At 45.6% G+C, this 23,857-nt stretch carries 18 protein-coding genes and 1 pseudogene; 10 read left to right on the forward strand and 9 right to left on the reverse strand.

All coding sequences use genetic code 11. The features are described 5' to 3' along the window. Nucleotides 1-31: 31 nt before the first annotated feature. Complete coding sequence (gene gap / locus MiSe_RS16760) at nt 32-1,060, reverse strand: type I glyceraldehyde-3-phosphate dehydrogenase (protein ID WP_226582175.1); 1,029 nt, start codon at nt 1,058-1,060, stop codon at nt 32-34. Nucleotides 1,061-1,545: 485 nt separating this feature from the next. Between gap and MiSe_RS16765 the strand changes: the two genes are divergently transcribed. From MiSe_RS16765 to acs, 4 genes are all read left to right on the forward strand, one after another. Further along, entirely contained in the window at nt 1,546-1,740 is a 195-nt protein-coding gene (locus MiSe_RS16765) for a hypothetical protein (RefSeq protein ID WP_226582178.1), read from the forward strand. Between the two features lie 411 nt (nt 1,741-2,151). Beyond that, nucleotides 2,152-4,899: a bifunctional acetate--CoA ligase family protein/GNAT family N-acetyltransferase gene (locus tag MiSe_RS16770; RefSeq protein WP_226582181.1), complete on the forward strand. Its 2,748-nt coding sequence runs from the start codon at nt 2,152-2,154 to the stop codon at nt 4,897-4,899. Nucleotides 4,900-5,058: 159 nt separating this feature from the next. Next, nucleotides 5,059-6,954 (forward strand): bifunctional acetyl-CoA hydrolase/transferase family protein/GNAT family N-acetyltransferase, encoded by a 1,896-nt coding sequence (locus tag MiSe_RS16775; RefSeq protein WP_226582183.1) that lies wholly within the window; start codon nt 5,059-5,061, stop codon nt 6,952-6,954. Nucleotides 6,955-7,446: 492 nt separating this feature from the next. Next, nucleotides 7,447-9,417, forward strand: a complete 1,971-nt coding sequence (acs, locus tag MiSe_RS16780; protein ID WP_226582186.1) for an acetate--CoA ligase — start codon at nt 7,447-7,449, stop codon at nt 9,415-9,417. 70 nt (nt 9,418-9,487) lie between these two features. On the opposite strand, the gene MiSe_RS16785 is transcribed toward acs, so the two are convergent. From MiSe_RS16785 to psbA, 3 genes are all read right to left on the reverse strand, one after another. Then, nucleotides 9,488-9,652 (reverse strand): hypothetical protein, encoded by a 165-nt coding sequence (locus tag MiSe_RS16785; RefSeq protein WP_226582188.1) that lies wholly within the window; start codon nt 9,650-9,652, stop codon nt 9,488-9,490. Between the two features lie 289 nt (nt 9,653-9,941). Continuing rightward, nucleotides 9,942-10,778, reverse strand: a complete 837-nt coding sequence (locus MiSe_RS16790; RefSeq protein ID WP_226582190.1) for a polysaccharide deacetylase family protein — start codon at nt 10,776-10,778, stop codon at nt 9,942-9,944. Nucleotides 10,779-11,068: 290 nt separating this feature from the next. Continuing rightward, on the reverse strand, nt 11,069-12,142 hold the full coding sequence (psbA, locus tag MiSe_RS16795; RefSeq protein ID WP_226582192.1) for a photosynthetic reaction center family protein: 1,074 nt from the start codon (nt 12,140-12,142) through the stop codon (nt 11,069-11,071). 826 nt (nt 12,143-12,968) lie between these two features. On the opposite strand from psbA, the gene MiSe_RS16800 reads away from it, so the two are divergent. After that, nucleotides 12,969-14,078 carry a tetratricopeptide repeat protein gene (locus MiSe_RS16800; protein WP_226582193.1) on the forward strand — a complete coding sequence of 370 codons (1,110 nt, stop codon included), beginning with the start codon at nt 12,969-12,971 and terminating at the stop codon, nt 14,076-14,078. 366 nt (nt 14,079-14,444) lie between these two features. On the opposite strand, the gene MiSe_RS16805 is transcribed toward MiSe_RS16800, so the two are convergent. From MiSe_RS16805 to MiSe_RS16815, 3 genes are all read right to left on the reverse strand, one after another. After that, nucleotides 14,445-15,518 carry a radical SAM/SPASM domain-containing protein gene (locus MiSe_RS16805; protein WP_226582196.1) on the reverse strand — a complete coding sequence of 358 codons (1,074 nt, stop codon included), beginning with the start codon at nt 15,516-15,518 and terminating at the stop codon, nt 14,445-14,447. Nucleotides 15,519-15,953: 435 nt separating this feature from the next. Further along, the gene (locus MiSe_RS16810) at nt 15,954-16,112 is read right to left on the reverse strand and encodes a hypothetical protein (RefSeq protein WP_226582198.1); all 159 of its coding nucleotides are present in this window, start codon (nt 16,110-16,112) and stop codon (nt 15,954-15,956) included. Next, nucleotides 16,109-17,575: an aminotransferase class I/II-fold pyridoxal phosphate-dependent enzyme gene (locus tag MiSe_RS16815; RefSeq protein ID WP_226582200.1), complete on the reverse strand. Its 1,467-nt coding sequence runs from the start codon at nt 17,573-17,575 to the stop codon at nt 16,109-16,111. The genes MiSe_RS16810 and MiSe_RS16815 overlap by 4 nt, the downstream gene beginning before the upstream one ends. 159 nt (nt 17,576-17,734) lie before the next feature. Between MiSe_RS16815 and MiSe_RS16820 the strand changes: the two genes are divergently transcribed. Then, nucleotides 17,735-17,941 carry a hypothetical protein gene (locus MiSe_RS16820; RefSeq protein ID WP_444980510.1) on the forward strand — a complete coding sequence of 69 codons (207 nt, stop codon included), beginning with the start codon at nt 17,735-17,737 and terminating at the stop codon, nt 17,939-17,941. Between the two features lie 25 nt (nt 17,942-17,966). Beyond that, nucleotides 17,967-18,308, forward strand: a pseudogene (locus MiSe_RS53840) (RNA-guided endonuclease TnpB family protein); the annotation flags it as partial. A gap of 325 nt (nt 18,309-18,633) precedes the next feature. Here the strand turns inward: MiSe_RS53840 and MiSe_RS16830 are convergent. Beyond that, a complete protein-coding gene (locus MiSe_RS16830; protein ID WP_226582207.1) occupies nt 18,634-18,786 on the reverse strand; it encodes a hypothetical protein in 153 nt (50 codons plus the stop codon). A 100-nt stretch (nt 18,787-18,886) separates the two neighbouring features. Between MiSe_RS16830 and ychF the strand changes: the two genes are divergently transcribed. From ychF to rlmD, 3 genes are all read left to right on the forward strand, one after another. Then, nucleotides 18,887-19,978: a redox-regulated ATPase YchF gene (gene ychF / locus MiSe_RS16835; protein ID WP_226582221.1), complete on the forward strand. Its 1,092-nt coding sequence runs from the start codon at nt 18,887-18,889 to the stop codon at nt 19,976-19,978. Between the two features lie 33 nt (nt 19,979-20,011). Continuing rightward, nucleotides 20,012-21,190: a clostripain-related cysteine peptidase gene (locus tag MiSe_RS16840; RefSeq protein WP_226582223.1), complete on the forward strand. Its 1,179-nt coding sequence runs from the start codon at nt 20,012-20,014 to the stop codon at nt 21,188-21,190. 190 nt (nt 21,191-21,380) lie between these two features. Continuing rightward, nucleotides 21,381-22,697 (forward strand): 23S rRNA (uracil(1939)-C(5))-methyltransferase RlmD, encoded by a 1,317-nt coding sequence (gene rlmD / locus MiSe_RS16845; protein WP_226582226.1) that lies wholly within the window; start codon nt 21,381-21,383, stop codon nt 22,695-22,697. A 171-nt stretch (nt 22,698-22,868) separates the two neighbouring features. Here the strand turns inward: rlmD and MiSe_RS16850 are convergent, their stop codons facing one another. Further along, nucleotides 22,869-23,771: a hypothetical protein gene (locus MiSe_RS16850; RefSeq protein WP_226582229.1), complete on the reverse strand. Its 903-nt coding sequence runs from the start codon at nt 23,769-23,771 to the stop codon at nt 22,869-22,871. Nucleotides 23,772-23,857: the final 86 nt, after the last annotated feature.

Here is a 23,857-nt window from a genome sequence, read left to right on the forward strand (position 1 = left end):
TGGAACGAGTTTACGAGTTGAGCATCTGCTATTAGCTCAAAATACCTTCTTTTTGCGCCATGTACAGCATTAAATCAATCACTCGACAAGAATAACCCCACTCGTTGTCATACCAAGAGACAACTTTAAAGAAGTTGGAATTTAATTCAATTCCCGCACCCGCATCGAAGATGCTGGAATGGGCATCGCCGCGAAAATCCATCGAAACTACTTCTTGTTCGGTGTAACCCAAAATGCCTTTCAGTTCGCCTTCACTAGCGGCTTTCATTGCAGCGCAGATATCTTTATAGCTGGTTGCTTTTTCCGTCTTAAACGTTAGATCGACCACCGAGACATCGGGGGTAGGAACTCGGAAAGCCATACCCGTCAGCTTGCCTTTTAATTGTGGCAGAACCAACGCCACTGCTTTAGCCGCCCCTGTAGACGAGGGAATGATATTTTGCGCCGCACCTCTTCCGCCGCGCCAGTCTTTTTTACTGGGACCGTCTACCGTTGGCTGGGTGGCGGTCATGGCATGAACTGTGGTCATCAAACCTTCCGTCAGCCCAAAGTTATCATCGATCACTTTGGCGACAGGTGCTAGACAGTTGGTTGTGCAGCTGGCGTTGGAGACGATTGTATCCTTGGCTGGGTCAAATGTTTGATGATTGACGCCTACCAGCAGGGTAGGAACTTTATCCGGATCTTTCGTTGGTGCGGAAATTACCACCCGTTTAGCACCTGCCTTTAAGTGATTGGCAGCGCCGTCCTGGTTGGTAAATAACCCTGTAGATTCGACTACGTAATCGGTTCCCAGATTCCCCCAGGGCAATTCTGCCGGATTTCTCAGGGAAAAACAGGGGATAAAGCGTCCGTCAATTACAATACCGTCTTCTTTCGCTTCCACTGTGCCGTCGTAAGTGCCGTGGGTTGAGTCGTATTTGAACAAATACGCGAGGTTATCCGGCGGCACGAGGTCGTTGATGCCGACAAACTCGATCTGCGGATTTTTAATGGCGCTTCGCATCACCAAGCGTCCGATGCGACCAAATCCATTGATACCAATTTTTAATGGGGACACAATTAAACCCTCCTTTTCAAATGCGATCGCCTCAACAGAGCATTGCGTATGGGGGATTGGATAAACTGTTCTTCGTTACCCCAGTCCCCAGTCCCAGAGCCGATCTTCAAACTGCTCTTTCTCAGTTCTCTTGCACTTAGCATATTAAGGCTCTCACCAGCGGGCTTTAGACCGGACGCAAGCACGCTGTATGAATGTACGAGGGCATTCCAAACCCCTGGGCAAAACAGGAGAGTTTAAGAAAGGTTTTAGAAGTTTACCAAAGCGTCCTCGTGGTTTTGAGTTACCTTAAACTTAATAGAGTAGCCTTTGATACATTTCTTTACCTTATAACTGAGCCATGCTAACTTAATGAACTTTTGTGAAAAAATGCAATGTTTTAATTGCAAATCTTAAAAATTGCAGACAGTTGTAAAAAAATTCATGCATACTTTGACAAGATACCCATCTGGCCTGGAAAAGAGCAAATTAAAGGAAAATTGATTATGACAGCTTTCAATCCTCCTGTTTCAGCCTGTCGGTACTGTCAGCATTACAAACCGATTGGACGGCGCGGCGGTGCTTGCGAAATGCTTAACGTATCGGTGCAAGCAGGATGGAAGGGTTGCCAGCTAGGCGTTCCCACTTTTACAACAGCCTACGAAAGTGATGCCAGATGCGATCTAGTCCGGCAAAACTGAAGGCAGAAAGCACAATAATTATCAGAATTGTCAAAAAACTTGACTAATTTTGCATTAGAGTAGGGGCGAGTTTAACTAAGGATTCTGCGCCAACCACGAGCAATCTGGTAAAACCGGCCTCTACTTTTTTTGAGGGCGACTGGGGGAAGACAGCGCCACTACGAATCAGGCGATCGCATCCCACTGGTGTGGTGATGCGATCGCTTTCTGATTTAAAAGTGATCTAGCTAACTGACAGTCACGCGCCAGTTCCGCTAAGGTGTAATTAAGTAGAGAAACGCGAAACTTAGGCAGAGGAAGTTGTTAAGAAGTTATTAAAGTTCAGACGGCTCAAAACTGATAGGATATATCGGCTTTTAAGCCATTTCCTCAAAACAGAGAGTCCTAGCATCGATTGGAGAAATCGTCAAAATGGTAACCGTAAAATCGATCAAACCCACCACCGATCCGGCTTATGACATTCTGCGTGCCGAAAGCCAACCCCTCAGTTCAATTTTCACGCCAGAAACTGTCGCCGTTATCGGTGCAACGGACAAACCCGGTAGCGTGGGGCGGACTATCCTGTGGAACTTGATTAGCAATCCTTTCGGGGGAACCGTTTATCCCGTCAATCCCAAGCGACACAGCGTTTTGGGCATTCAAGCATACCCCAACATCAAAGCCATCCCAGAACGAGTTGATTTGGCGGTGATTGTCACCCCAGCAGCGACTGTACCAGAGATCGTCAGCGACTGCGTAGAGGCTGGAGTGAAAGGCGCGATCGTTATTTCTGCCGGATTTAAGGAAATCGGCGCCGCCGGTATAGAATTAGAGCGGCAAATCCTGGAAAAAGCGCGGGGCAAAATGCGAATTATCGGTCCCAATTGCTTGGGGGTGATGAATCCGCGCACGGGATTAAATGCTACCTTTGCCAGCACGATCGCGCGACCCGGTAATGTAGGTTTCATCAGCCAAAGCGGCGCGCTTTGCACCGCAGTCCTCGACTGGAGTTTGGCTGAAAACGTCGGTTTTAGTGCCTTCATTTCTATTGGTTCGATGCTTGATGTGGATTGGGGCGATTTAATTTATTATCTCGGCGATGACCCCAACACCCAAAGCATCGTTATATATATGGAATCGGTGGGAAATGCCCAGTCATTTCTCTCCGCCGCCAGAGAAGTGGCGCTGACGAAGCCGATTATTGTAATTAAAGCCGGACAAACTGAAGCCGCCGCCAAAGCATCCGCCTCCCACACCGGCAGTTTGGCAGGTAAAGACGAAGTACTCGATGCGGCATTTCGTCGCTGCGGGGTATTGCGGGTTAACCGCATCTCCGAACTGTTTAATATGGCAGAAGTTCTCTCCAAACAACCCCGACTGCCAAAAGGCCCACGATTGAGTATTATCACCAACGCTGGGGGACCGGGAGTACTGGCAACGGATGCCTTAATTGCATCAGGAGGAGAACTGGCAGAATTAGCACCGGAAACGATCGCCGCCCTCAACCAATTCTTACCCACCCACTGGAGTCACGGTAACCCGATCGATATTCTCGGCGATGCCGACCCGCAACGCTACACTAAAGCTTTGGAAGTAGCAGTTAAAGATCCCAATAGCGATGGCTTGTTGGTGATTCTGACTCCCCAAGCAATGACCAATCCTACCGAAATCGCCGAACAATTGAAACACCACGCGCAAAGTGCCGACAAACCAGTTTTGGCTAGTTGGATGGGAGGAGATGAAGTCACCACAGGGGAAACAATTTTAAACCGCGCCAGCGTTTCCACCTATCGCTATCCAGATTCCGCCGCGCGCCTGTTTAACTTAATGTGGAAGTACAGCTACAACCTGCGCGGTATCTACGAAACGCCGATGATGCCTCCAGATGGGGAAGGCGCACTTGACCGCGCAATGGTGGCGCAGATGCTGGAAGGGGTACGCCAGTCCGGTCGAACCATTCTCACCGAAGTGGAATCGAAGGAAATTTTAGCAGCATATAGGATTCCGATTGCCAAAACAGCGGAAGCTGATAGCGAAGACACAGCAGTTGCGATCGCCAATTCCCTCGGTTACCCAGTCGTCCTCAAACTCCTCTCCAAAACGATTACCCACAAAACCGACGTCGGTGGCGTACAGTTGAACCTCACCGACCCAGAAGCAGTCCGCTGGGCTTATCAAAAGATTAAAACATCGGTGAGCGAGAAAGTGGGGTTGGAGCATTTCTTGGGCGTTAGCGTGCAGCCGATGTACGATCCTGATGGCAGTTACGAATTAATTATCGGTAGCAGCATCGATCCTCAGTTTGGTCCGGTATTGCTGTTCGGTTCTGGGGGACAATTGGTAGAGGTGTATAAAGATAGCGCGATCGCTCTTCCACCCCTCAACACCACCCTGGCGCGGCGGATGATGGAAAATACCAAAATCTACAAAGCGCTGCAAGGGGTGCGCGGACGCAAACCCGTCGCTCTCGCCGCCCTGGAACAGATTCTGGTACGATTTAGCCAATTGGTGGTAGAACAGCGCTGGATTAAGGAAATTGACATCAATCCCCTGCTGGCTTCATCGAATCGACTAATTGCCCTCGATGCGCGCATCGTCCTCCATCCACCGGATACAAGAGAAGACGAACTCCCCAAACCCGCGATTCGTCCCTATCCGACGCAATATGTTTCGTCCTGGACGATGACAGACGGGACTCCAGTGATGATCCGTCCCATCCGTCCCGAAGACGAACCGCTGATCGTTCAATTCCACAAAATCCTATCCGAACAAAGCGTTTATTTCCGCTTCTTCAATTTAATGAAGCTGAGTCGGCGCATCGCCCACGAAAGGTTAACGCGCATCTGCTTCATCGACTACGACCGGGAAATGGCACTCGTGGCAGAATATAAAAACCCCCAAACAGGCGATCGCGAGATTCTCGCAGCTGGACGTTTGAGCAAATTGCACGGCGTCAACGAAGCGGAATTCTCCCTGCTGGTCGCCGATCCATACCAGCGTCGCGGATTGGGTACGGAGTTGCTGCGACAGCTATTGCAAGTTGGTCGCGATGAGAAACTCGCCAAAGTCCGGGGCGATATTCTAGCTGAAAATACAGCCATGCAGCGCGTTTGCGAAAAAGTTGGATTTAGACGCGATCGCACTACCAACGATTTAGTCAAAGTCGAGATTGATTTGTAATGGCTAATGGCTAATGGCTAATTGCTAATGGGTAATAATTCTACCTATTACCAATTCAGGACTTACGCAAAAAAACCCGGTTTCTCCCAAAAATCCTGGGTTTAGAGTCGCGAGATTGACGCATCACCTTTGTTTTTGGCCCCGCGGTGGAGGTTGAATATGACAGATACTGGGAGGGGAAAACTGGATGAACTGAAGCAGACATATCCGAAAAAGTTTGCTTCAGAAGAGAAAATATTTAGTCGGATTCATCGAGGCGATCGCATTTTTATCGGTACGGGATGCGGCGAACCTCAATATCTCGTTCGCGCTTTAATCGATTATGTCAAATCTCATCCCAAAGAGTTAGTAGATGCGGAAGTTTTGCACGTCTGGACTCTGGGCGTCGCGCCCTACGCCGATGAAAAATTCAAGCGCAATTTTCGCCATAACTCTTTCTTTGTTGGCAAGAATACCAGAGACGCAGTTAATCAAGGACTTGCCGATTATACGCCCATATTCTTATCAGCGCTTCCCAATTTATTCTATCGCGGTCTGGTGCCAATTGATGTAGCCTTGATCCAAACTTCACCGCCAGACAATCGCGGTTATATGAGTTTGGGCGTTAGCGTTGATATTGTCAAAGCCGCTACAGAAAAAGCTGGATTAGTTATCGCTCAAATTAATTCTTACATGCCCCGCGTGCATGGAGATGGATTTATTCACATCGAAGATGTAGATTTTATTATTCCCTACGATGAACCTCTCTTAGAATACGAATCAGAAGCAGATTCAGAAATAGCCGAAAAAATCGGCAAGTACGTCGCCCGTCTGATTCAAGATGGAGATACGATTCAGGTTGGATACGGCAGCATTCCCAATGCTATTTTAGCAAATATGGCTCATAAAAAGAACCTGGGCGTCCACACAGAACTGCTATCAGATGGCATCGTAGACTTAATCAAAAAAGGTGCGATCGCCAACAAAAATAAAAACATAAATCGGGGAAAAACAATCGCCGCATTCTGCATGGGGAAAAAAGAAACATACGAATACATCCACGATAACCCAACTGTAGAATTTAAAACAATCGACTACACAAATAATCCTCTGGTTATCGCCCAACACGATAACATGGTAGCGATTAATAGTGCCTTAGAAATAGACTTAACCGGACAGGCGACAGCGGAATCTATCGGCAAGATATTTTATAGCGGCATTGGGGGACAAGCTGACTTTATGCGAGGGGCAGTTTTGTCTTGCAATGGCAAAACAATTTTAACCATTCAATCTACCGCCGAAAATGAAACAATTTCTAGAATCGTACCGTTTCTGAAAGAAGGTGCAGGAATTACACTCAATCGCGGCGATATTCATTACGTTGTCACAGAATACGGCATCGCATATTTACACGGAAAAAATATCCGAGAACGGGCAATGGAATTAATCTCTATTGCCCATCCAACCTTCAGAAATTGGCTAATAGAAGAAGCAAAAGCGCAGAATATAATTTATAAAGACCAAGCATTTATACCAGGAAAAGCCGGAGAATATCCAGAAGAATTAGAAAATTATAAAACCACAGAATCGGGAATAGAAATATTAATGCGACCTGTAAAAATCAGCGACGAACCGTTATTAAAAGAATTCTTTTATGCTTTATCAGACGAGAGCATACATCGCCGCTTTATTTCGATGCGTCCGGATATGCCCCACAAAAGATTGCAGGAATTTGCCATAATTGATTTTACCAAAGAAATGGTGATACTCGCCGTGCGATCGGCAGAACAAAAACAAGAAATAATCGGCATCGGACAATATGCCATAGACGAAGAAACCCACGCAGCAGAAGTCGCTTTTGTAGTCAGAGACAATTATCAAAACCAAGGGGTCGGAACTGAACTACTTACTTACTTAACCTATCTAGCCAAAAAACAGGGACTGCTTGGCTTTACAGCAGAAGTATTAGTAGAAAATCAGCCCATGCTGCATCTATTTGAAAAAATGGGATTTGCAATTCAAAGACGAATGGCAGAAGAAATTTACGAACTGAAAATGGCATTTGGGAATGGGTAATGGCGTTCCCAGGCAGATCCGTGGGAACGAGGGGAATGGGAGAAAAAATACCTCCCCAATTAGCAATTAGCAATTAGCGCTCGCCGACGCCACGCAATTGTTTAATTATGTGTAGCGGCTGTCTCCAGTGCGCCCCGCCACCTTATGATATAGTCAAAGATTTATTTTTTCCGCCGATTCAGTCAGCGCTGCCAGGATCAATCGGTCGTGGTTACTCAATGACCTTTATTCTATAGCTCGTTAGAAAGATCCAAGGGAGTCGAGATATGGGTCACCAAAAAAGGAATGGGTGAAGATTCTTCCAAACGCTCTGGTAAACCCCCAATATTATCTCTCTTCTTCTTGGCGTCCTACTCTTCGAGAAGCCGCTACCCTTGTCTATGGCGTCTTGGCGGTTCATTAAAAAAAAAGCTTGTCGCAGCGGATAAAGCACAATCTTATTGCCATCCGCAGCCGAATTATAGTCTCACTTTCAAAAGGGTGTAAACAACTATGTCGCAAGCCACAATAGAATCCATCCTACAAGAAGAACGGCTATTCCAGCCACCCGCTGAATTCTCCCAAACAGCGCATATCAAAAGCCTGCAAGAATATCAACACCTATACGATAAAGCAAAAACTGACCCCGAAACATTTTGGGCAGAATTAGCAGAACAAGAATTGCACTGGTTCCAAAAATGGGATAAAGTACTCGATTGGCAACCCCCCTTTGCCAAGTGGTTTGTAGGAGGCAAGTTAAACATTTCCTACAACTGTTTAGACCGCCATTTAACCAGCGATCGCCGCGACAAAATCGCCTTAATCTGGGAAGGAGAACCGGGTGATGGCTTAAAAATTACCTACGGGGAATTGCACCGACTCGTGTGCAAAATGGCAAACACCCTCAAAACAATGGGAGTGCAAAAAGGCGATCGCGTAGGCATCTACATGCCCATGATTCCAGAAGTTGCGATCGCAATGCTAGCCTGTACCAGAATCGGCGCCCCCCACACCGTTGTATTTGGCGGTTTTAGTGCCGAAGCATTAAAAGACCGACTCCTCGACGCAGAAGCCAAAGTTATTATTACCGCTGATGGCGGTTGGCGCAAAGATGCCGTTGTCCACATCAAAGACCAAGTAGATAAAGCACTTGCCGATGACGGCGTCCCCAGCGTCGAAAAAGTCATCGTCGTGAGGCGCACCGGACATCCGATTAATATGCAACCAGATCGGGACTACTGGTGGCACGAATTGCGGAAAGAAGCTGCGGATGACTGTCCAGCTGAACCGATGGACAGCGAAGACCCCCTGTTTATCCTTTATACTTCTGGCACTACCGGAAAACCAAAAGGTGTCGTCCACACCACCGGCGGTTACAACCTCTACACCCACATCACCACCAAGTGGATTTTCGATCTCAAAGATACGGATATCTTGTGGTGTACCGCCGACGTAGGTTGGATTACAGGTCACAGTTACCTGGTTTACGGCCCCCTCTCCAACGGCGCTACCACCGTAATGTACGAAGGCGCACCCCGCGATTCCAATCCCGGTTGCATGTGGGATGTCATCCAAAAATACGGCGTTACCATCTTTTATACCGCTCCCACTGCAATTCGCACCTTCATGAAAATGGGAGAAGCTTTGCCTTTGGCGCGGGATTTATCTTCCCTGCGATTATTGGGAAGCGTGGGGGAACCGATTAACCCAGCCGCTTGGATGTGGTATTACCGAGTAATAGGAGGAGAACGCTGTCCGATTGTAGATACTTGGTGGCAAACTGAAACCGGCGGCGCGATGCTTTCGCCGCTACCGGGTGCAACTCCGATGAAACCTGGTGCAACAACCCTGCCCTTCCCCGGAATTGAGGCGGAGGTGGTAGATTTGGATGGCAATCCCGTGGGTGAAAATCAAGGCGGATATTTGGCGATCAAAAATCCTTGGCCTAGCATGATTCGCACAGTTTACCGCAATCCCGACCGCTACCGTACCACCTATTGGGAGCATATTCCGCCCAAAAACGGTCAATACCTCTACTTTACTGGGGATGGAGCTAGAAAAGATAAACAAGGATACTTCTGGGTTATGGGAAGAGTGGATGATGTGATCAACGTTGCCGGACATCGCTTAGGCACGATGGAAGTCGAATCGGCGTTAGTGTCTCACCCGGCGGTAGCGGAAGCTGCTGTTGTGGGAAAACCTAGCGATATTAAAGGGGAAGAAATCGTTGGTTTCGTGACTTTAGAAGAAGGGTATTCCCCTAGCGACCAACTGGCGAAAGAACTCAAGCAACACGTTGCGAATGAAATTGGTGCTTTAGCGCGTCCCGCAACGATCCAATTTTGCGAAGCCTTACCCAAAACGCGATCTGGTAAAATCATGCGGCGACTGCTGCGAAATCTAGCATCAGGTCAAGAAGTTGCGGGGGATACCTCTACACTCGAAGATCGCAGCGTTTTGGAAAAACTGCGCGGCGGTGCTTGAATTTTAGAGGGTGGGGTGCGAACGCATTTTTCATCCCCTCTAGGTTGGGTTTCACTTTGTGCAACAGGACTTAGGCAAACACCAAAGTTTCTCTGAAAAATCGTGGATTTGCTGTGGAGAGATCGACAAAGAAACCCGGTTTCTCGCCTCGACCTGCGTAAGTCCTGGCAAAGAAACCCGATTTCTCATCACCTCTTGCGTAAGTCCTGCATAAATTTCGCACCTGTAGGGACACGGCATTCTAGAAACTTTGGGTAAAAATCAAAATTTATTCTGCGCCGTGTCCCTACTGTGCGATCTCCAGCTATTTTCCCAGAGGATGAGATCGCATACAGGGGCGGGTTTAGTTAAATAACGCCAGTTGCTAGTTATAAACAAGGGCGTTGCTAATTGCTAATTGCTAATTGCTAATATAGGATTTTTACTGACATTAGCCATTAGCCGCTCCCAGAGAGAGCGCTAGCAACTTGAGTTAAATACTCTATTTTAGCAAAAATTATGGGTAAAACCCACCTCTACATGGCTCACTTGCTCACCTGCTCAACTTTTGGCTTCGACTTTGGTACTTTCGCCTGCATTTCCAACAGTTGCGGCACCGTTACAAACCGATAGCCGCGCTGTCTGAGTCCGGCAATAATTTGCGGTAAAGCTAGCACGGTTTTCGGATGAACGTCATGCAGTAGGACAATTCCTCCTGGCGTTGCTTGCTTCAGCACATTTTTCACATACGCAGCGGCAGTATTGCGGGGTCGAAATTCTCCTGGCTCGGAATTCCACATCATAATACCATAATTTTTACTGCGGGCATAAGCGACTAGCCCATTATGCATAAAGCCACCAGGCGGACGGAAAAGAAATGTTTGTACGCCTGTAGTTTGATAAATCAGCTTCGACGTATTTTCTATTTCCGCAGCAGCAGTTGCTGAATTCATGTGAAAATACCAATGATGCCAGGTATGGTTGCCAATTGCATGGCCTTCGGCGACTACTTGCCGCCCAATGTCTGGATACTGTTTCAGGTTTCTACCGATCCAAAAAAACGTTGCTTTGATGTTGTTTTGCCTGAGAATGTTTAATACCTGAAACGTGGTGTCAGGCCAGGGTCCGTCATCGAATGTGAGCGCGATCGCTTTTTGTTTCCCACCCAATTGCACCTGTGTGACAATTTTCCGTTGAAACTGTAGGGGGGGAGCAAAGATCGGCGCAGTGACGGCTTCCTTCTCTGCTTGCTGCGGAAGATTTGGCAGTTTAGGATCGGCTAGGCGTGAGGGTAACAGCAGGGAAATGCCTAACAACCCTGTCACAGAAATCGCCGTTGTTACAAACCTGGGATACCAAAAAAACGTGCTACGGTTTTCCATATTAAAGTTTGTTTAAAATATAGCCTCCCGATTACAGGAACGTGCTAGCGCGGACATCTATCTGCGGGCGGATTTCACTGTGCTTGGGACATCCTATATTTTACCGAGCAACGTGGCAGCTCTCAGGATTTTATCGCTATTTTTTGCTCAAAACAAACAGAAACCCGGTTTCTTTAACAGGACTTACGCAAAGAAACCGGGTTTCTATGAAAAATCGTCAGTTTGGCAACGAGAGATCCCAGCAAGAAACCCGGTTTCTTAAAGAAACCGGGTTTCTCAAAGGTAGCTGACTACCCAATGATTGGAACTGTTTCACCTGCGCTCAAAAGCGGTGGGAAATGGTGAACGTTGACTTCATGCATCACTTGAATGCCGATCGTAGCGCGGTTGACAATATCCGCATTAGTCGGAATCGGTCGCCCTTGGCTATCTAGGATCGAGTGGTTGAAATTGAAACCGTTGAGGTTCAACGCGACCAAACAAATCCCCGCTGTAGCGAACCAAATACCTATCGTTGGTAAAGCTGCCATCAAAAAGTGTACAGCACGGCTATTGCGGCTGGCTAACGATGGAATAAACAGCCGTCCTAAGTAGCCAGAAAACCCAGCAAGATAATTGTAGGTTTCTTCGAGTTGACCAAACTTGTAACCCGCCGTCGCCGATTCAATTTCTGTTGTTTGCCGAATTAGGCTCGCAGTTGTCAATGCACCATAAGATGCGCTCATGAATGCACCGCCAAACACACCGATAATGCCTAAGAGGTGGAAAGGATGCATCAGAATATTGTGACCGGCTTGGACGGCTAACATGAAGTTAAACGTGCCGGTAATTCCTAAAGGCAACGCATCAGAAAAGCTACCTTGACCGATGGGATAAACTAGCAATACTGATGTCGCGGCGCCAACTGGCGCACTGAAAGCCACAGCAATCCAGGGGCGCATCCCTAAGCGGTAGCTGAGTTCCCACATTTGCCCCAGGTAGCACCAAATTCCAATCAGGAAATGCAGCACAATTAATTGATAGGGGCCGCCGTTGTAAAGCCATTCATCGAGAGAACCAGCAGCCCAAATCGGATAAAAATGCAAGCCAATTGCCGCAGAGGTCGGTACGACAGCAGCCGTGATGATGTTGTTACCGCCCATAATAGAACCGATGACTGGTTCCCGCACGCCATCGAGATCTACGGATGGGGCGGCGATAAATGCGATCGCAAAACAAATTGCAGCAGCACACAGAGTAGGAATCGCCAGTACGCCAAACCAGCCAATATAAATCCGGTTCTCCGTACTCGTTATCCAATCGCAAAACCCATCCCAATATTTTGCGACATCTAGTTCGGCACGACGTTGAGTAATAGTGTTCATAGGAAAAGCGCTCTCTGCCAAAACTACGCCGAAAAAAGGAAATTAAACAGCCAGCTAAAATCGGATAATTTTATCACAATTGTGGATTAAATTTTTCTCTCCGCTTCTGCTAGTGCGTTCAAGCTCTTTGATTGCAGTGAATTTAGTTACTCATTCACCATCACTTACAAAAAATTCTATAAAAACTTTCGATTAGCTTGCACATTTATGAAACATCTTTTAATTTAAATTTAAAATAAATTAAAAAAACATAATATTTTTATAATGTGTTTTAATATAACGTAGCAAATCGGGGTTCGAAGGTTTTTCTTCATAGCCGATGCCAAGAGCGTTCCGCCGTCCCATGCCCCTCTGAAGATTGATAGATTCTTACTTTCACCTGCCACGCCGGACGCATCTGGCAGAGTCAGGACTTACGCACGACGATCTGAGAAACCGGGTTTCTTGCTGCGAACGCGAGTGCGGAAGGGAGGCATATCTCTAGTTCTAAAGCCACAATTTTTCCTAGAAACTTTGGTGTTTGCGTAAGTCCCGAGCATAAAACTGGAATCCGCGCCGTGCCGGTACCGGCGTCTAGCAGCAGGGCATTGGTTGGTCCCAATTTAATCGCCAGCTTCCGGTTCCAACAGTCTCTGCATGGTAAATACCCTGAAAGGAGTTTGGCAAACTTTGGATTAATTTTTTCACAATTGTGAAATTACTCGCAGGTTTGGGAACAATAAAACAAGTTCTTGACATAATTTTCCAGGAAATTATGCCCGTAACCCTCTTATGTCACAAATAAAACCCATAAGAGCAGAAAAAAATTTTTCAGGAGATATAAGCTATGAAGAATCGGATTTACCGAGGAAATGGGGAGCAAATGCGCGAAAATCGCGATAGTCCTGCGGAGGCGCTGCGGGAACGCGAGCGAGGGACGATGGCGCAGTCACTCGATGCATACATGCAAAGCCAAATCTTGGATAAAACGGAAAGTAATTCCCGCCTCAGTTTGGCAAATCAATTAATCGAGGAAGGGGTCAAGTATGGTTCGTCGTTGCAGTTTAAGGAAGCATTGCAGTATTTGCAGGAGGCACTTAAAATCTACCGAGAACTGGAACATCTTCGCGGAGAAAGCAAGGCGCTGGGAAATCTGGGTAATGTTTACTATACTGCGGGAGATTACATAAAAGCGATTGAGTATTTCCAACAGTGCTTAGCGATCGCGCACCAGCTTCCAGACCGCCGCAGGGAAGGACAGACCTTAGGACATCTGGGAAACGCTTACCGTCACGTGGAAGACTACGCCAAAGCGCTGGAGTATCAGCAGCAGAGTTTGATCGTTGCCAGAGAAATTAAAGACCGGCGCGGCGAAGTTGCAGCACTCAATAACATGGGACTCGCGTACAAAGCTTTGGGTAATTTAAACTCGGCGATCGAGTACCAACTGCAAAGTCTAGCCCTAATGCGGGAGTTGCAAGACCGGGAAGGGGAAGCACAGGTGCTGAGAAACTTGGGAAATGCGTTTTATGCGTTGGAAGACTATCCCCAAGCAATTAACTACTACCAACAGTGCTTGGAGATCGCGCGTCAAATGGAAGACGGGCGCGGAGAAGGACAAGTGCTGCGAAATTTGGGAAGTGCTTGCTATGCTTTGGGCAATTACACCGAAGCGATTGAATATTACCAACAGCGGTTAGCGATCGCCAAACGTCTGAATGACTGCCGAATTGAAGAGCAAACTTTAGGGAGTTTAGGCGTTGCTTGCGAATCGATTGGTAATTTTACCACAGCGATAGAGTGCTACGAACAACGCTTAGCGATCGCGCGCCAACTCCAAGACAAGCGAGTCGAACAACAGTCACTGGGAAGCCTGAGAATTGCTTGTTATGCGATGGGTAACTACGCTAAAGCTTTTGATTATCAATATCAGCATTCCACCACCTTACCAGAATGACCGTTTAATTTATTGGCTCTGCTTGCCAAGTTAAAATCCCATCTGCCTTGGAGGTTTTCATCTAACTTGTTTCAATCTTTATTTATCAGGGTCAATACAATAAACTTCTTGCAAAAATTATTTTGACGGGCAGGATGCCCATCCCACAAGAGGCTTTTTTTCTTGTGGGGTAGGCGTCCCGCCTGCCCAAAAATTAATCGAAAAAAGTCTTTTGCAACAGGTAAAAAAACTGACGGGATTGCCGTCCCGTCAGTTTTTTTTACCTCTACTACGCGAGGCCAGAAACCCGGTTTTTTCGCATATTTCTGGCTGTCAACCCTGGATTTTTCCTCAAAACCGGGTTTGTTTGCGTAATTCCTAAGAGCGTTAGTTTCGCAGCAGTTTCAACCCCATTGCCACCTTGTCTAAAAGCGTTTTTTGCGACACGCAGGTAATCAGGCAGAGTTTACCACAACCCACGGTTTGGCGGCGGATTTCCTGAGCTTTTTCACCGTACCAAATTTCACGGGCGCTCTGCTCTTTGATATTACCAACTACGGGATATTCGTCGCATAATTTCACATCTCCCCGCGTGTCAATCCAGAAATTACGCAAACCCACGCGACAAGGACGAGATTCGGGGGGTGCTTGTTCTTCGCGGAAGTGAGGAATCATCAGCCTGAGGACTTCATCGCTGTTCATAATGGGAGCGCCGTTTTTCTTCATTTCAATTAACCGCTCCATCATCTGTTCAAATTCCGCCATATCTTCGTCTTCTATCCACAATTCTTCGTAAGTTTCTTGGGTCCAACGATTTACTGGCTGGAAATTAACAGTTGTCGCTCCCAGGTGTTCCGCCCATTTGACTATATCTGGCAGCACGCGGAAATTTAGTTTGTTAATCGTCGGTTTTATATTAATCGGAAACTGCACGCCTTGTTTTTCTTGCTCCTCGCGCAGATACCGAACACCGTTAGAAAGCCTGTCAAATAATCCCGGTTGTCCGCGCAAATAATCGTGGAGTTCTGCATTGTGACCATCCAGGGACATGTTCACGTTAAACGGATGCGCTGCTACAGTTTTGGCTGCATTTTCTTTCGTCATGCAGTAACCATTGGTTGTGACGCCGCAGTTTATGCCATTTTGATGACTAAACGCCAGCAAGTCAACAAAACCTTTTTTAATGTATGGTTCGCCACCGCTAAAGTTTATAGAAAAATCGCCGACAAATTCTTTAACCCTCAATAACGCATTCTGCCATTCTTCGATGGTCATTTCATCTTTGTATTCTTTGAGTCGCCAATACTCGCATTGACGGCATTTAACATTGCAGCGCTCGTTGACAATCCCGTAAAAAGTCACCGGCTTGGTCATGTCATAATTGTAATTTATGTAAAGCGATTCGGCGACAGCATTCTGAGTATGTTTGACTGCAAGCTTAGATAAAGTTAAGGCGTCCATGGGTTTCTCCTCTTATATTACTTTTGTAATCTTCTTGAATCCCAGCCGATGATCTTTGAACCATTCTAATGAATTATTGAAATCTTTTTTCCAGAAAGCCCTATCTTGATTAAATCTTTATATCTTTAATTTTTGTAAAGTATTAGTATTTTAAATATTTAGCGGTTTAATTTTTGATAAAAACGCCGCAAAGCTGATTAAATAAAGGCTGGCACTCGTGCGATCGCTCCTTCAAACTCAAATGGCGACATCCCACGCCTGTGCTTTTAGACTAAATGTTTAATTTTCCTATATCTTTAACGAGTTATTTTGCCTTGCTATTGCAATATAGGTTCAATTTTTTAATATAAATTAAAATACTGTTACCTTTCTTAAATAACTTGAGACAGTAGAATTACGTAAATCAGCAGGTAGATAAATAAAAGTTATAGGAAACTAGGAAGTCGGTAGACAAGGAAAGTTTACAAAATCTTTACAGAGACAAATCCAGGACTTACCCACGAGGATTTTAGCAACCGGGTTTCTGGCGGGGATTTCTGGTTCTTTTGCCACAATTTTGCCGAGAAACCCGGTTTCTGTGCCGATTGCACTCACAGTGTCAAGACTTTAAGGGTTTTTAGCGTAGCATCGGCACAACCGCTAATGACTCCACCCATAGTTTGAATCTGCTGTAGGTAGTCGAGGGCGGATTTTGCGATCGCTTCACCGGGTAGCAAAACGGGAATACCCGGTGGATAAGGACAGATGAGTTCGGCACAGATGCGAGATTTCGCCTGTTCTATCGGTAAAATTTCCGTTGGAGCAAAAAACGCTTCGCGGGGGGAGATTAGGGGGGCCCAGGTGCAGAGGGGCACGACGACGGGTGGGCAAGGGGGGCGTCGATATTCTGTGGCGAGGGTGGTGAAAGCTTGCACCAGTTGGTCTATATCTGCTTCTGTATTGCCCAGACTAATAATAAAAGTTAGATGTTGCAGGGATGGGAACTCAGCCGTAACGCCGAGATATTGATGGAAAATATCATCAACTTCAAACCCGGTTAAACCCAAACCGGATACCGTCACGGTTAGTCGCGTTCGATCTAAAGTAGAACATCTCGGTATTTGTACGGAGGATAGAACGGACAATCCAGGAATTTGCTGAATTTGGTGTCTGGCTACATCAGCTAAATGTAAAGTTTTAGCCATCAAAGCTTCTCCGTGCAATGCCATTTGTTGGCGCGCCGCATCGAGGGAAGCTAAAAGAATATAGCTGGGACTGGTAGATTGGACTAACTGTAAAGCTTTGCTGAGGCGATTTCTATCGATGCGGTGACCTTGGACGTGTAACATAGACGCTTGGGTCATGCCAGCCAAAGTTTTGTGGATAGATTGTACGGTTAAATCTGCACCTGCTGATAGCGCCGAGGTCGGTAATTCGGGATGAAAGGCGAAATGGGAGCCGTGGGCTTCGTCTACGAGTAGGGGGATATTATATTGATGGGCGACCAGAGCGATCGCGCGCACATCTCCACACACCCCATAATAAGTTGGATACACCATCATCACCGCCTTCGCATCCGGATGCTGGTTTAAAGCATCGGCTACCGCAGCGGGTGTTATAGAGTGGGCGATATCTAGAATCGGGTCGTATTCTGGAAGGACGAAAATCGGGATAGCACCGGAGAGGATGAGAGCAGCGATCGCAGAAGAATGCACATTTCGCGGCAAAATAATCTTATCCCCCGTTCCGCAAGTAGCCAAAATCGCCGCAATTATTCCCGAAGTAGAACCATTGACCAAAAACCAAGTTTGTTCTGCACCAAACGCCGCCGCCGCCAGTTCCTGCGCTGACCGAATCACCCCATCTGGGGCAAATAAAGCATCCAATTGGGCTAATTCAGTCAAATCCGCTCGAAATACAGCCGTTCCCAGCAATTCTGCCAAACTAGGAGCAATACCCACCCCCCGCTTGTGACCAGGCGTATAAAAAGCAGCGTGCGGCTGATTCGCACATAGTCGTAGAGCATCTAACAAAGGTGTTTCTACTTGAAAATCCCGGCAACTTTTACTTGCACTCATTCCCTACTCTTTTTCTTCTTCTGGAGCGGTTCAATTAACTATTCTTCTCCCAAAAGCGAGTAATATAGGGAACGTCCCAAGACGTAGCTAATGGGAGGGATGTTATTTTATCAGTTTTTCCCTACTTTTATAGAGTTAAACGATAAAATAACAAGTCTCATGATCGGCATCCCAGAACCACAAATTCCCCATCCAGAACCCATCCCCCAACCACCAGTACCGGAACCCGTACCAGCACCCATTCCTGGGCCAGTACCAAGTCCAGTCCCAGAACCAATACCAGAACCAGTACCGGAAACCGTACCAGCACCCATTCCTCAGACAGTTCCGGCACCGATTCCCCAAACGATTCCCGCACCTATCTAAAATACACCGGGGAGGTGATAGCAACTTGTATAGGACGATGGCAATAAAAGCTAAGTTTGCCGATGAGCAGCAAGCGTTCTGCGTTTACAAGTGCGAACAAGCAAACAGCTCGCTCAACTGCGCGCTTTATTACACCCGTCAAAAGCACTATGCTTTCTTAGAGCCAAGTGAAAACGCCTTCGCTACCTATTGGTGTGGCGACTGATTGAGCCATAGCTGGAAAACATATAGATGCCGGACGACCTATGGAGAAATTGACAAAGTTCTCCAGGATAATCCTGATTACAAAGCGATGGCTGCACAGTCCGCACAGCAGACACTTAAGTTTGTTGGGGAATCAATTTCCAGCTATAACAGATTGGTCGATTTATAGTAACCCAAGTTGCTAGTTATAACTTGTGACAGCGGTAATTGCTAATTGCAAGCTTGCTAATTGCTAATTGCTAATTGGGTTAACAGGCTTTTGCCTTCTTGACAACTACCCATTAGCCATTAGCGATTAGCCATTACCAGTACCGCTTGATGTAACTAGCAACTTGCGTTAGTACAAAAACTCAGTCGATAAACCTTCTTTACCCAAATACAGAAAGCGTGGCAAACTTGCATCTGTAACCTTTCCCCGTCAAGCATTAACCTACAAAGACGGCTGCCAAAACGGTATGACTTGTTTGGCTCTCTCACAAAATCAGGACTTACGCAAGGGCGTTGCCAGAAACCCGGTTTCTGAGTCGATCTCTGGTTCCCTTTCCCAAGGATTTTTCGGAGAAACCGGGTTTCTGGGCGTAAGTCCTGAAAATCATACCGTAAGCGTTGCGGAGCGCTTCTTGCTGACCGCTTTGCAACATCAGCTGAGAATCCCCTCTCTTTCAAGCAGGGGAGATGTCAACTAAAATAGATCTGGTTTAAAATCAACCCAGTTTCTCACCTTTTAACCTTCACACTCAAATGCTCAGAGCCGGAATAGTCGGACTACCCAACGTTGGTAAATCTACCTTGTTTAACGCCTTAGTTGCCAACGCTAAAGCCGAAGCAGCCAACTTTCCTTTTTGCACCATCGAACCTAATGTAGGCGTCGTAGCGGTTCCCGACGAGCGGTTAAACGTGCTAGCGGAAATCTCCAAATCTAAGCAAATTGTGCCGACGCGGATTGAATTTGTCGATATTGCCGGTTTGGTCAAAGGCGCAAGTCAAGGCGAGGGACTGGGAAATAAATTTTTATCCCACATCCGCGAAGTTGATGCAATTGTCCACGTCGTGCGCTGTTTCGAGAACGACGATATCATCCACGTCGCCGGTTCGGTAGACCCGCTGCGGGATATAGACATAATCAATTTAGAGCTAGCATTAGCAGATTTAGGACAAATTGAACGCCGCATCGACCGTACCCGCAAACAAGCACGCGGTAGCAAAGAAGCCCAAATCGAACTGGATGTTTTGGAAAAAATCAGCGCCGCCTTAAATGAAGGAAAACAAGCACGCCAAGTTGAATTAACCGAAGAAGAAGCAGCAATAATTGAACAATTGTGCTTGCTCACCCGCAAACCGATTATCTACGCCGCTAACGTATCCGAAGATGACCTGGCGACGGGAAATCAATGGGTAGAACAGGTGCGACAACTTGCAGCACAGGAACATGCTCAAGTCGTCGTTGTTTCCGCTCAAGTCGAGGCGGAATTAGTTGAATTACCCGAAGCAGAAAGAGGAGAATTTTTAGCATCTTTAGGCGTCGAAGAAGGCGGATTAAAATCTTTGATACGCGCCACCTACGAACTGTTAGGCTTGCGGACATACTTAACAACAGGTCCCGAAGAAACCCGCGCCTGGACAATTACCGCCGGAATGAAAGCACCCCAAGCAGCGGGTGTGATTCATACAGATTTTGAACGCGGCTTTATTCGTGCAGAAACGGTTTCTTACAAAGATTTAGTCGAATCTGGTACGATGACTGCTGCTAAGGAAAAAGGCTTAGTTCGTAGTGAAGGGAAAGAATATGTAGTCCAGGAAGGAGATGTGATGTTGTTCCGGTTTAACGTGTAGCAGGTTAAATCAATAAAGCAAGTTAACAGCTTTATGAAACGGCGAAACTTATTGGAATATGGAGCGCTAAGCAGCGCTTCATTCTTGGTTAATCAAAATTGGCTAAGCTCTACTGAGGCAAAGCCAAATTTACCTAAAAATATGAAGGAAAAACATAGTTATGAATGGCTCGTTTTATACTGGATGCCTTATGACAATAATTTGTCAGGATTTGCCAGTCCTATACTGGAAATGCTGACCAGAGGTGTACAGAGCGACAATATTCTTGTAGTAGAATCAGACTTTAGAGGCGCCAAGCAACTTTCCAGACATATTATCGCTAAAGGTAAGATTAACGTCGAAAAACTAGCAACAGCAAACAGTGCTAGCGAAGAAATATTTGCAGAATATCTTAACTGGGCAAAATCGCAGTTTCAAGCAGAAAAATGGGCGATTGTCTTTTTAGGACATGGGGGTCGTTTAGATGAAATTAGTCCAGATGAACACCCCGAACCTAACTCGTTGTCAGTAACTAAATGGATGAATATTCAAAAGCTGAGTCAGATTATAGCTAACTTTAATAAAGAATTAGATAATCGTGTAGAGTTAGTTTTCTTTCAAAACTGTAATAAAGGAACGATTGAAGCACATTACACCTTTAGAGATACAGCTAAATATACGCTTTCTTCTCAATTGGTGCTGGGAGCGCCTAATTATTATTATCAGTCATTGTTTGAATTTTTGGGTCGCAACCCAGAGATTAACGGCGGACAACTAGCGGAAAAGATTATGGAATTTGAGCGGAGCGACATGTACCATAGCTACACAGTCACCAACAATCTTGCTGTGCGCGATCTACCAGCAAAAATTAATCCTCTAATTGAAGATATTTTTTCATCTAATACAGATAATATTAAAATTGGTGAAATAAAGAGTTATAATTATATGGGCGATCGCTTTGTTGATGTGGTGGCATTTTTTGAAGCGATCGCTAATCAATCCGGTGCAGATAAACAGAAATGCCAAGATTTTGTTGATTTTACCAAAAAATCAATGATTCACAAGTTTTATCCAAATGGAACTATGCTAAAAAGTGGAACAGATTATAAAAATTTTTCTGGTCTTGGTATCTTTTTACCTAGAAATAGACAAGCGCTAGAGCAATACCACTACTTACCAGTATTTTCAGATATAAAACTGAGCGAACTTTTTGAGAAACTTCTGTTTAAGTAAGGAAGATATCAACAACCAGAACACCTCGAAGTCATGTATTACTCCCTTCCCGGTAAAAGATTATCTACTTCTTTCTTCTTCCTTCGCGTCCTTCGCGTCTTCGTGGTTCAATAATACGAATTATTCAGGCGGGAAAAAAGTAAATTAAATTAAAAATAGCGAACTATTAACTGAACAGCGAGCCTTATTTATGTCAAGAAACTTTCCTATCCTAACTTTAAATATCGAAGATTTAGATGAGCGCGGTTACGGCATTGCTCAACATGGAAATAAGATAGTACAGGTACTAAATGCTTTGCCTGGAGAAACAGTCGAAGCGCAGATTTTTAGAAGAAAAAAAGGAGGATTGCAAGGAGTTGCTACACAAATTTTACAAGCTTCAAACTTGCGCGTAGCACCTCGCGAAGATCATTTTTTATGTTGTTCGCCGTGGCAAATTTTAGATTTTGAGGCGGAGAATCAAATTAAGGTATCTTCGCTCAAAAAGTTTTATCAAGCAGAACAAATAGACTTGCCAGATTTTGATATTATCTGCCTGCCTGACCAAACTTGGAATTATCGCAATAAAGCTGAATTCTCTTTCTATAGCGATGATACAGAGCAATTAAATCTCGCCTTTTTCGGGAGAGATAGTAGAAGTAAGTATCCCCATACTGGTTGTGTTTTAATGGCTGAGCCTATTAATATAGTAGGCAGAAGATTTTTAGATTTCTTAAATGACCGAAAGATTCAAGCGAGGCAATTAAAAAGCTTGATTTTGCGCTATTGTTATGCTCAAAATAAGGTTGTAGCTTGTCTGTTTTTTAAAGATGAAAATTTGCAATTTGACCCTGAAGAGTTGTCATCTGTTTTAGATGAGGTTTTACAGGGGGTTAGCATTATCTATTCTACTCACAAATCTCCCGCTCCAGTTGTGACTGAAATCAGGCATCAATTAGGCTGTCTGGAGTTAACAGAGTCGATTTATAATGTGAATTTAACCTATAACTGGGATAACTTTTTTCAGATTAATCCGCCGGTGTTTGAACTAGCGGCTAAAGATTTGGTTGAGCAAATTAAAGCTACGCCGGATTTTAGCAACTTACCTGTGGTAGAAATGTATGCTGGGATTGGAACTTTAGGGTTATTGGTAGCACCTTTGGTGCCAAAGGTTTTGGCGGTGGAATTGACTCCGGGTTCCCAGGAACGCGCTATTAGGAATGCGGCACAAAATAGGGTGGGTAATTTTGAATTTATAGAGAGTTTAGCGGAAGAGAGCGTGAGTGCGATCGCCTCCAATCAAATCCTAATTTTAGACCCCCCCCGCGTGGGTTTGCACGATAAAGTGATTAAGAAAATTATCGCAGAATCTCCCAAGCATATTGTCTATCTTTCATGCAACCCAAAAACACAGGCAGCCAACTATGCAGCGCTGCAAGAGAAATACAAAATTAGATGGATGCGAGCATATAATTTTTACCCACATACACCACATAGCGAAAGTCTGCTAGTCCTTGACAAAAGATAGAATGCTAATTGCTAATTGCTAATTGCTAAAAACAATTAGCAATTAGCAATTACAGTCCTGACGCACGAGGGCAAGCAACCCGGTTTCGACCTCGCTCTCTCGTTTCCTTTACCAAGGATTTTTCGGCTCACCTTTGTTTCTTTCCATAAGTCCTGAATTAGCAATTAGCAATTAGCAATTAGCAAACTTTACAGATGACCCCAGATTTTCATCATCGGTTCCGAAGATGACGCCGCCAGCAGCACCGGGGACGAGTTCAATCGCTTCAATTTTGCGATAATTGTCATGATAAAGGGGAACAAAATCGGGATTTAGACGGAAATAGATGGCATTTCCTCCCACTGCAAAAGCACCAGCAGTGTAAACAGCAGACTCAAATGGCCCATCATTTCCAGTATCGCTGGCTGAGGCAATAAAAAGAATACCCGCTTTATCTACTTTTAAATCTGAAATGTGGCGCAGATTACTGCCAGTCGGGAGGGGAACTTTTAAATTAGCTGAACTTGTTTGAGTAATTTGATAAGTATTCAAGTTGAACTTGCCCCAATAAATTGTAGCAGCTTCTTCTCCTCCACCTCGGTGCGCCCAAATAGCTACTAAATTTCCCTCGATTGCTTGTAAGGTAAATCCTTCTAAATTAGTTGTTGGCGTAATTCCCGGTAAAGTAAAGACCTGGAGAACCGAGATAGTCTTGTTATTGTTGAACCGGATATGATAAACTTTGCCAGAACTGCTTAAGGCCATGAAAGCGTTTAGCGTACCGGGAACGGATGCGATCGCTTCTAAATCCCTAGGCAATTCGACGTTACTAGGCCAAGTTAAAGCAACGTATTCTGGTTGTGCTTCACCCTTGATAGTAATAACCGCTAGACGACCTTCATCTTTCCCTTTATTATCGTGAACGATCAGGAATTCCATCTCATGGTTTTGCTGCTGCACCAAAGCCATCCCGCTAATGCCAAAAAGTATGCCACCCCGAACCGGACGCCACTGTTGCGCTAAAGCTGGATGGGGACTCAGCAACATAGCCTTCAAAAGCGCCCCAGTTATCAGCAAATTGAGAAACCAATGCATGTTGTATCTAGGAAAAACAGTTGAATTATTTTAAAGGCATACTGGGAACAGTAGAGACATTGCGCCCAATGTCTTTACTGCAACCG

It is taken from the genome of Microseira wollei NIES-4236 (assembly GCF_020521235.1).
Taxonomy (GTDB): domain Bacteria; phylum Cyanobacteriota; class Cyanobacteriia; order Cyanobacteriales; family Aerosakkonemataceae; genus Microseira; species Microseira wollei.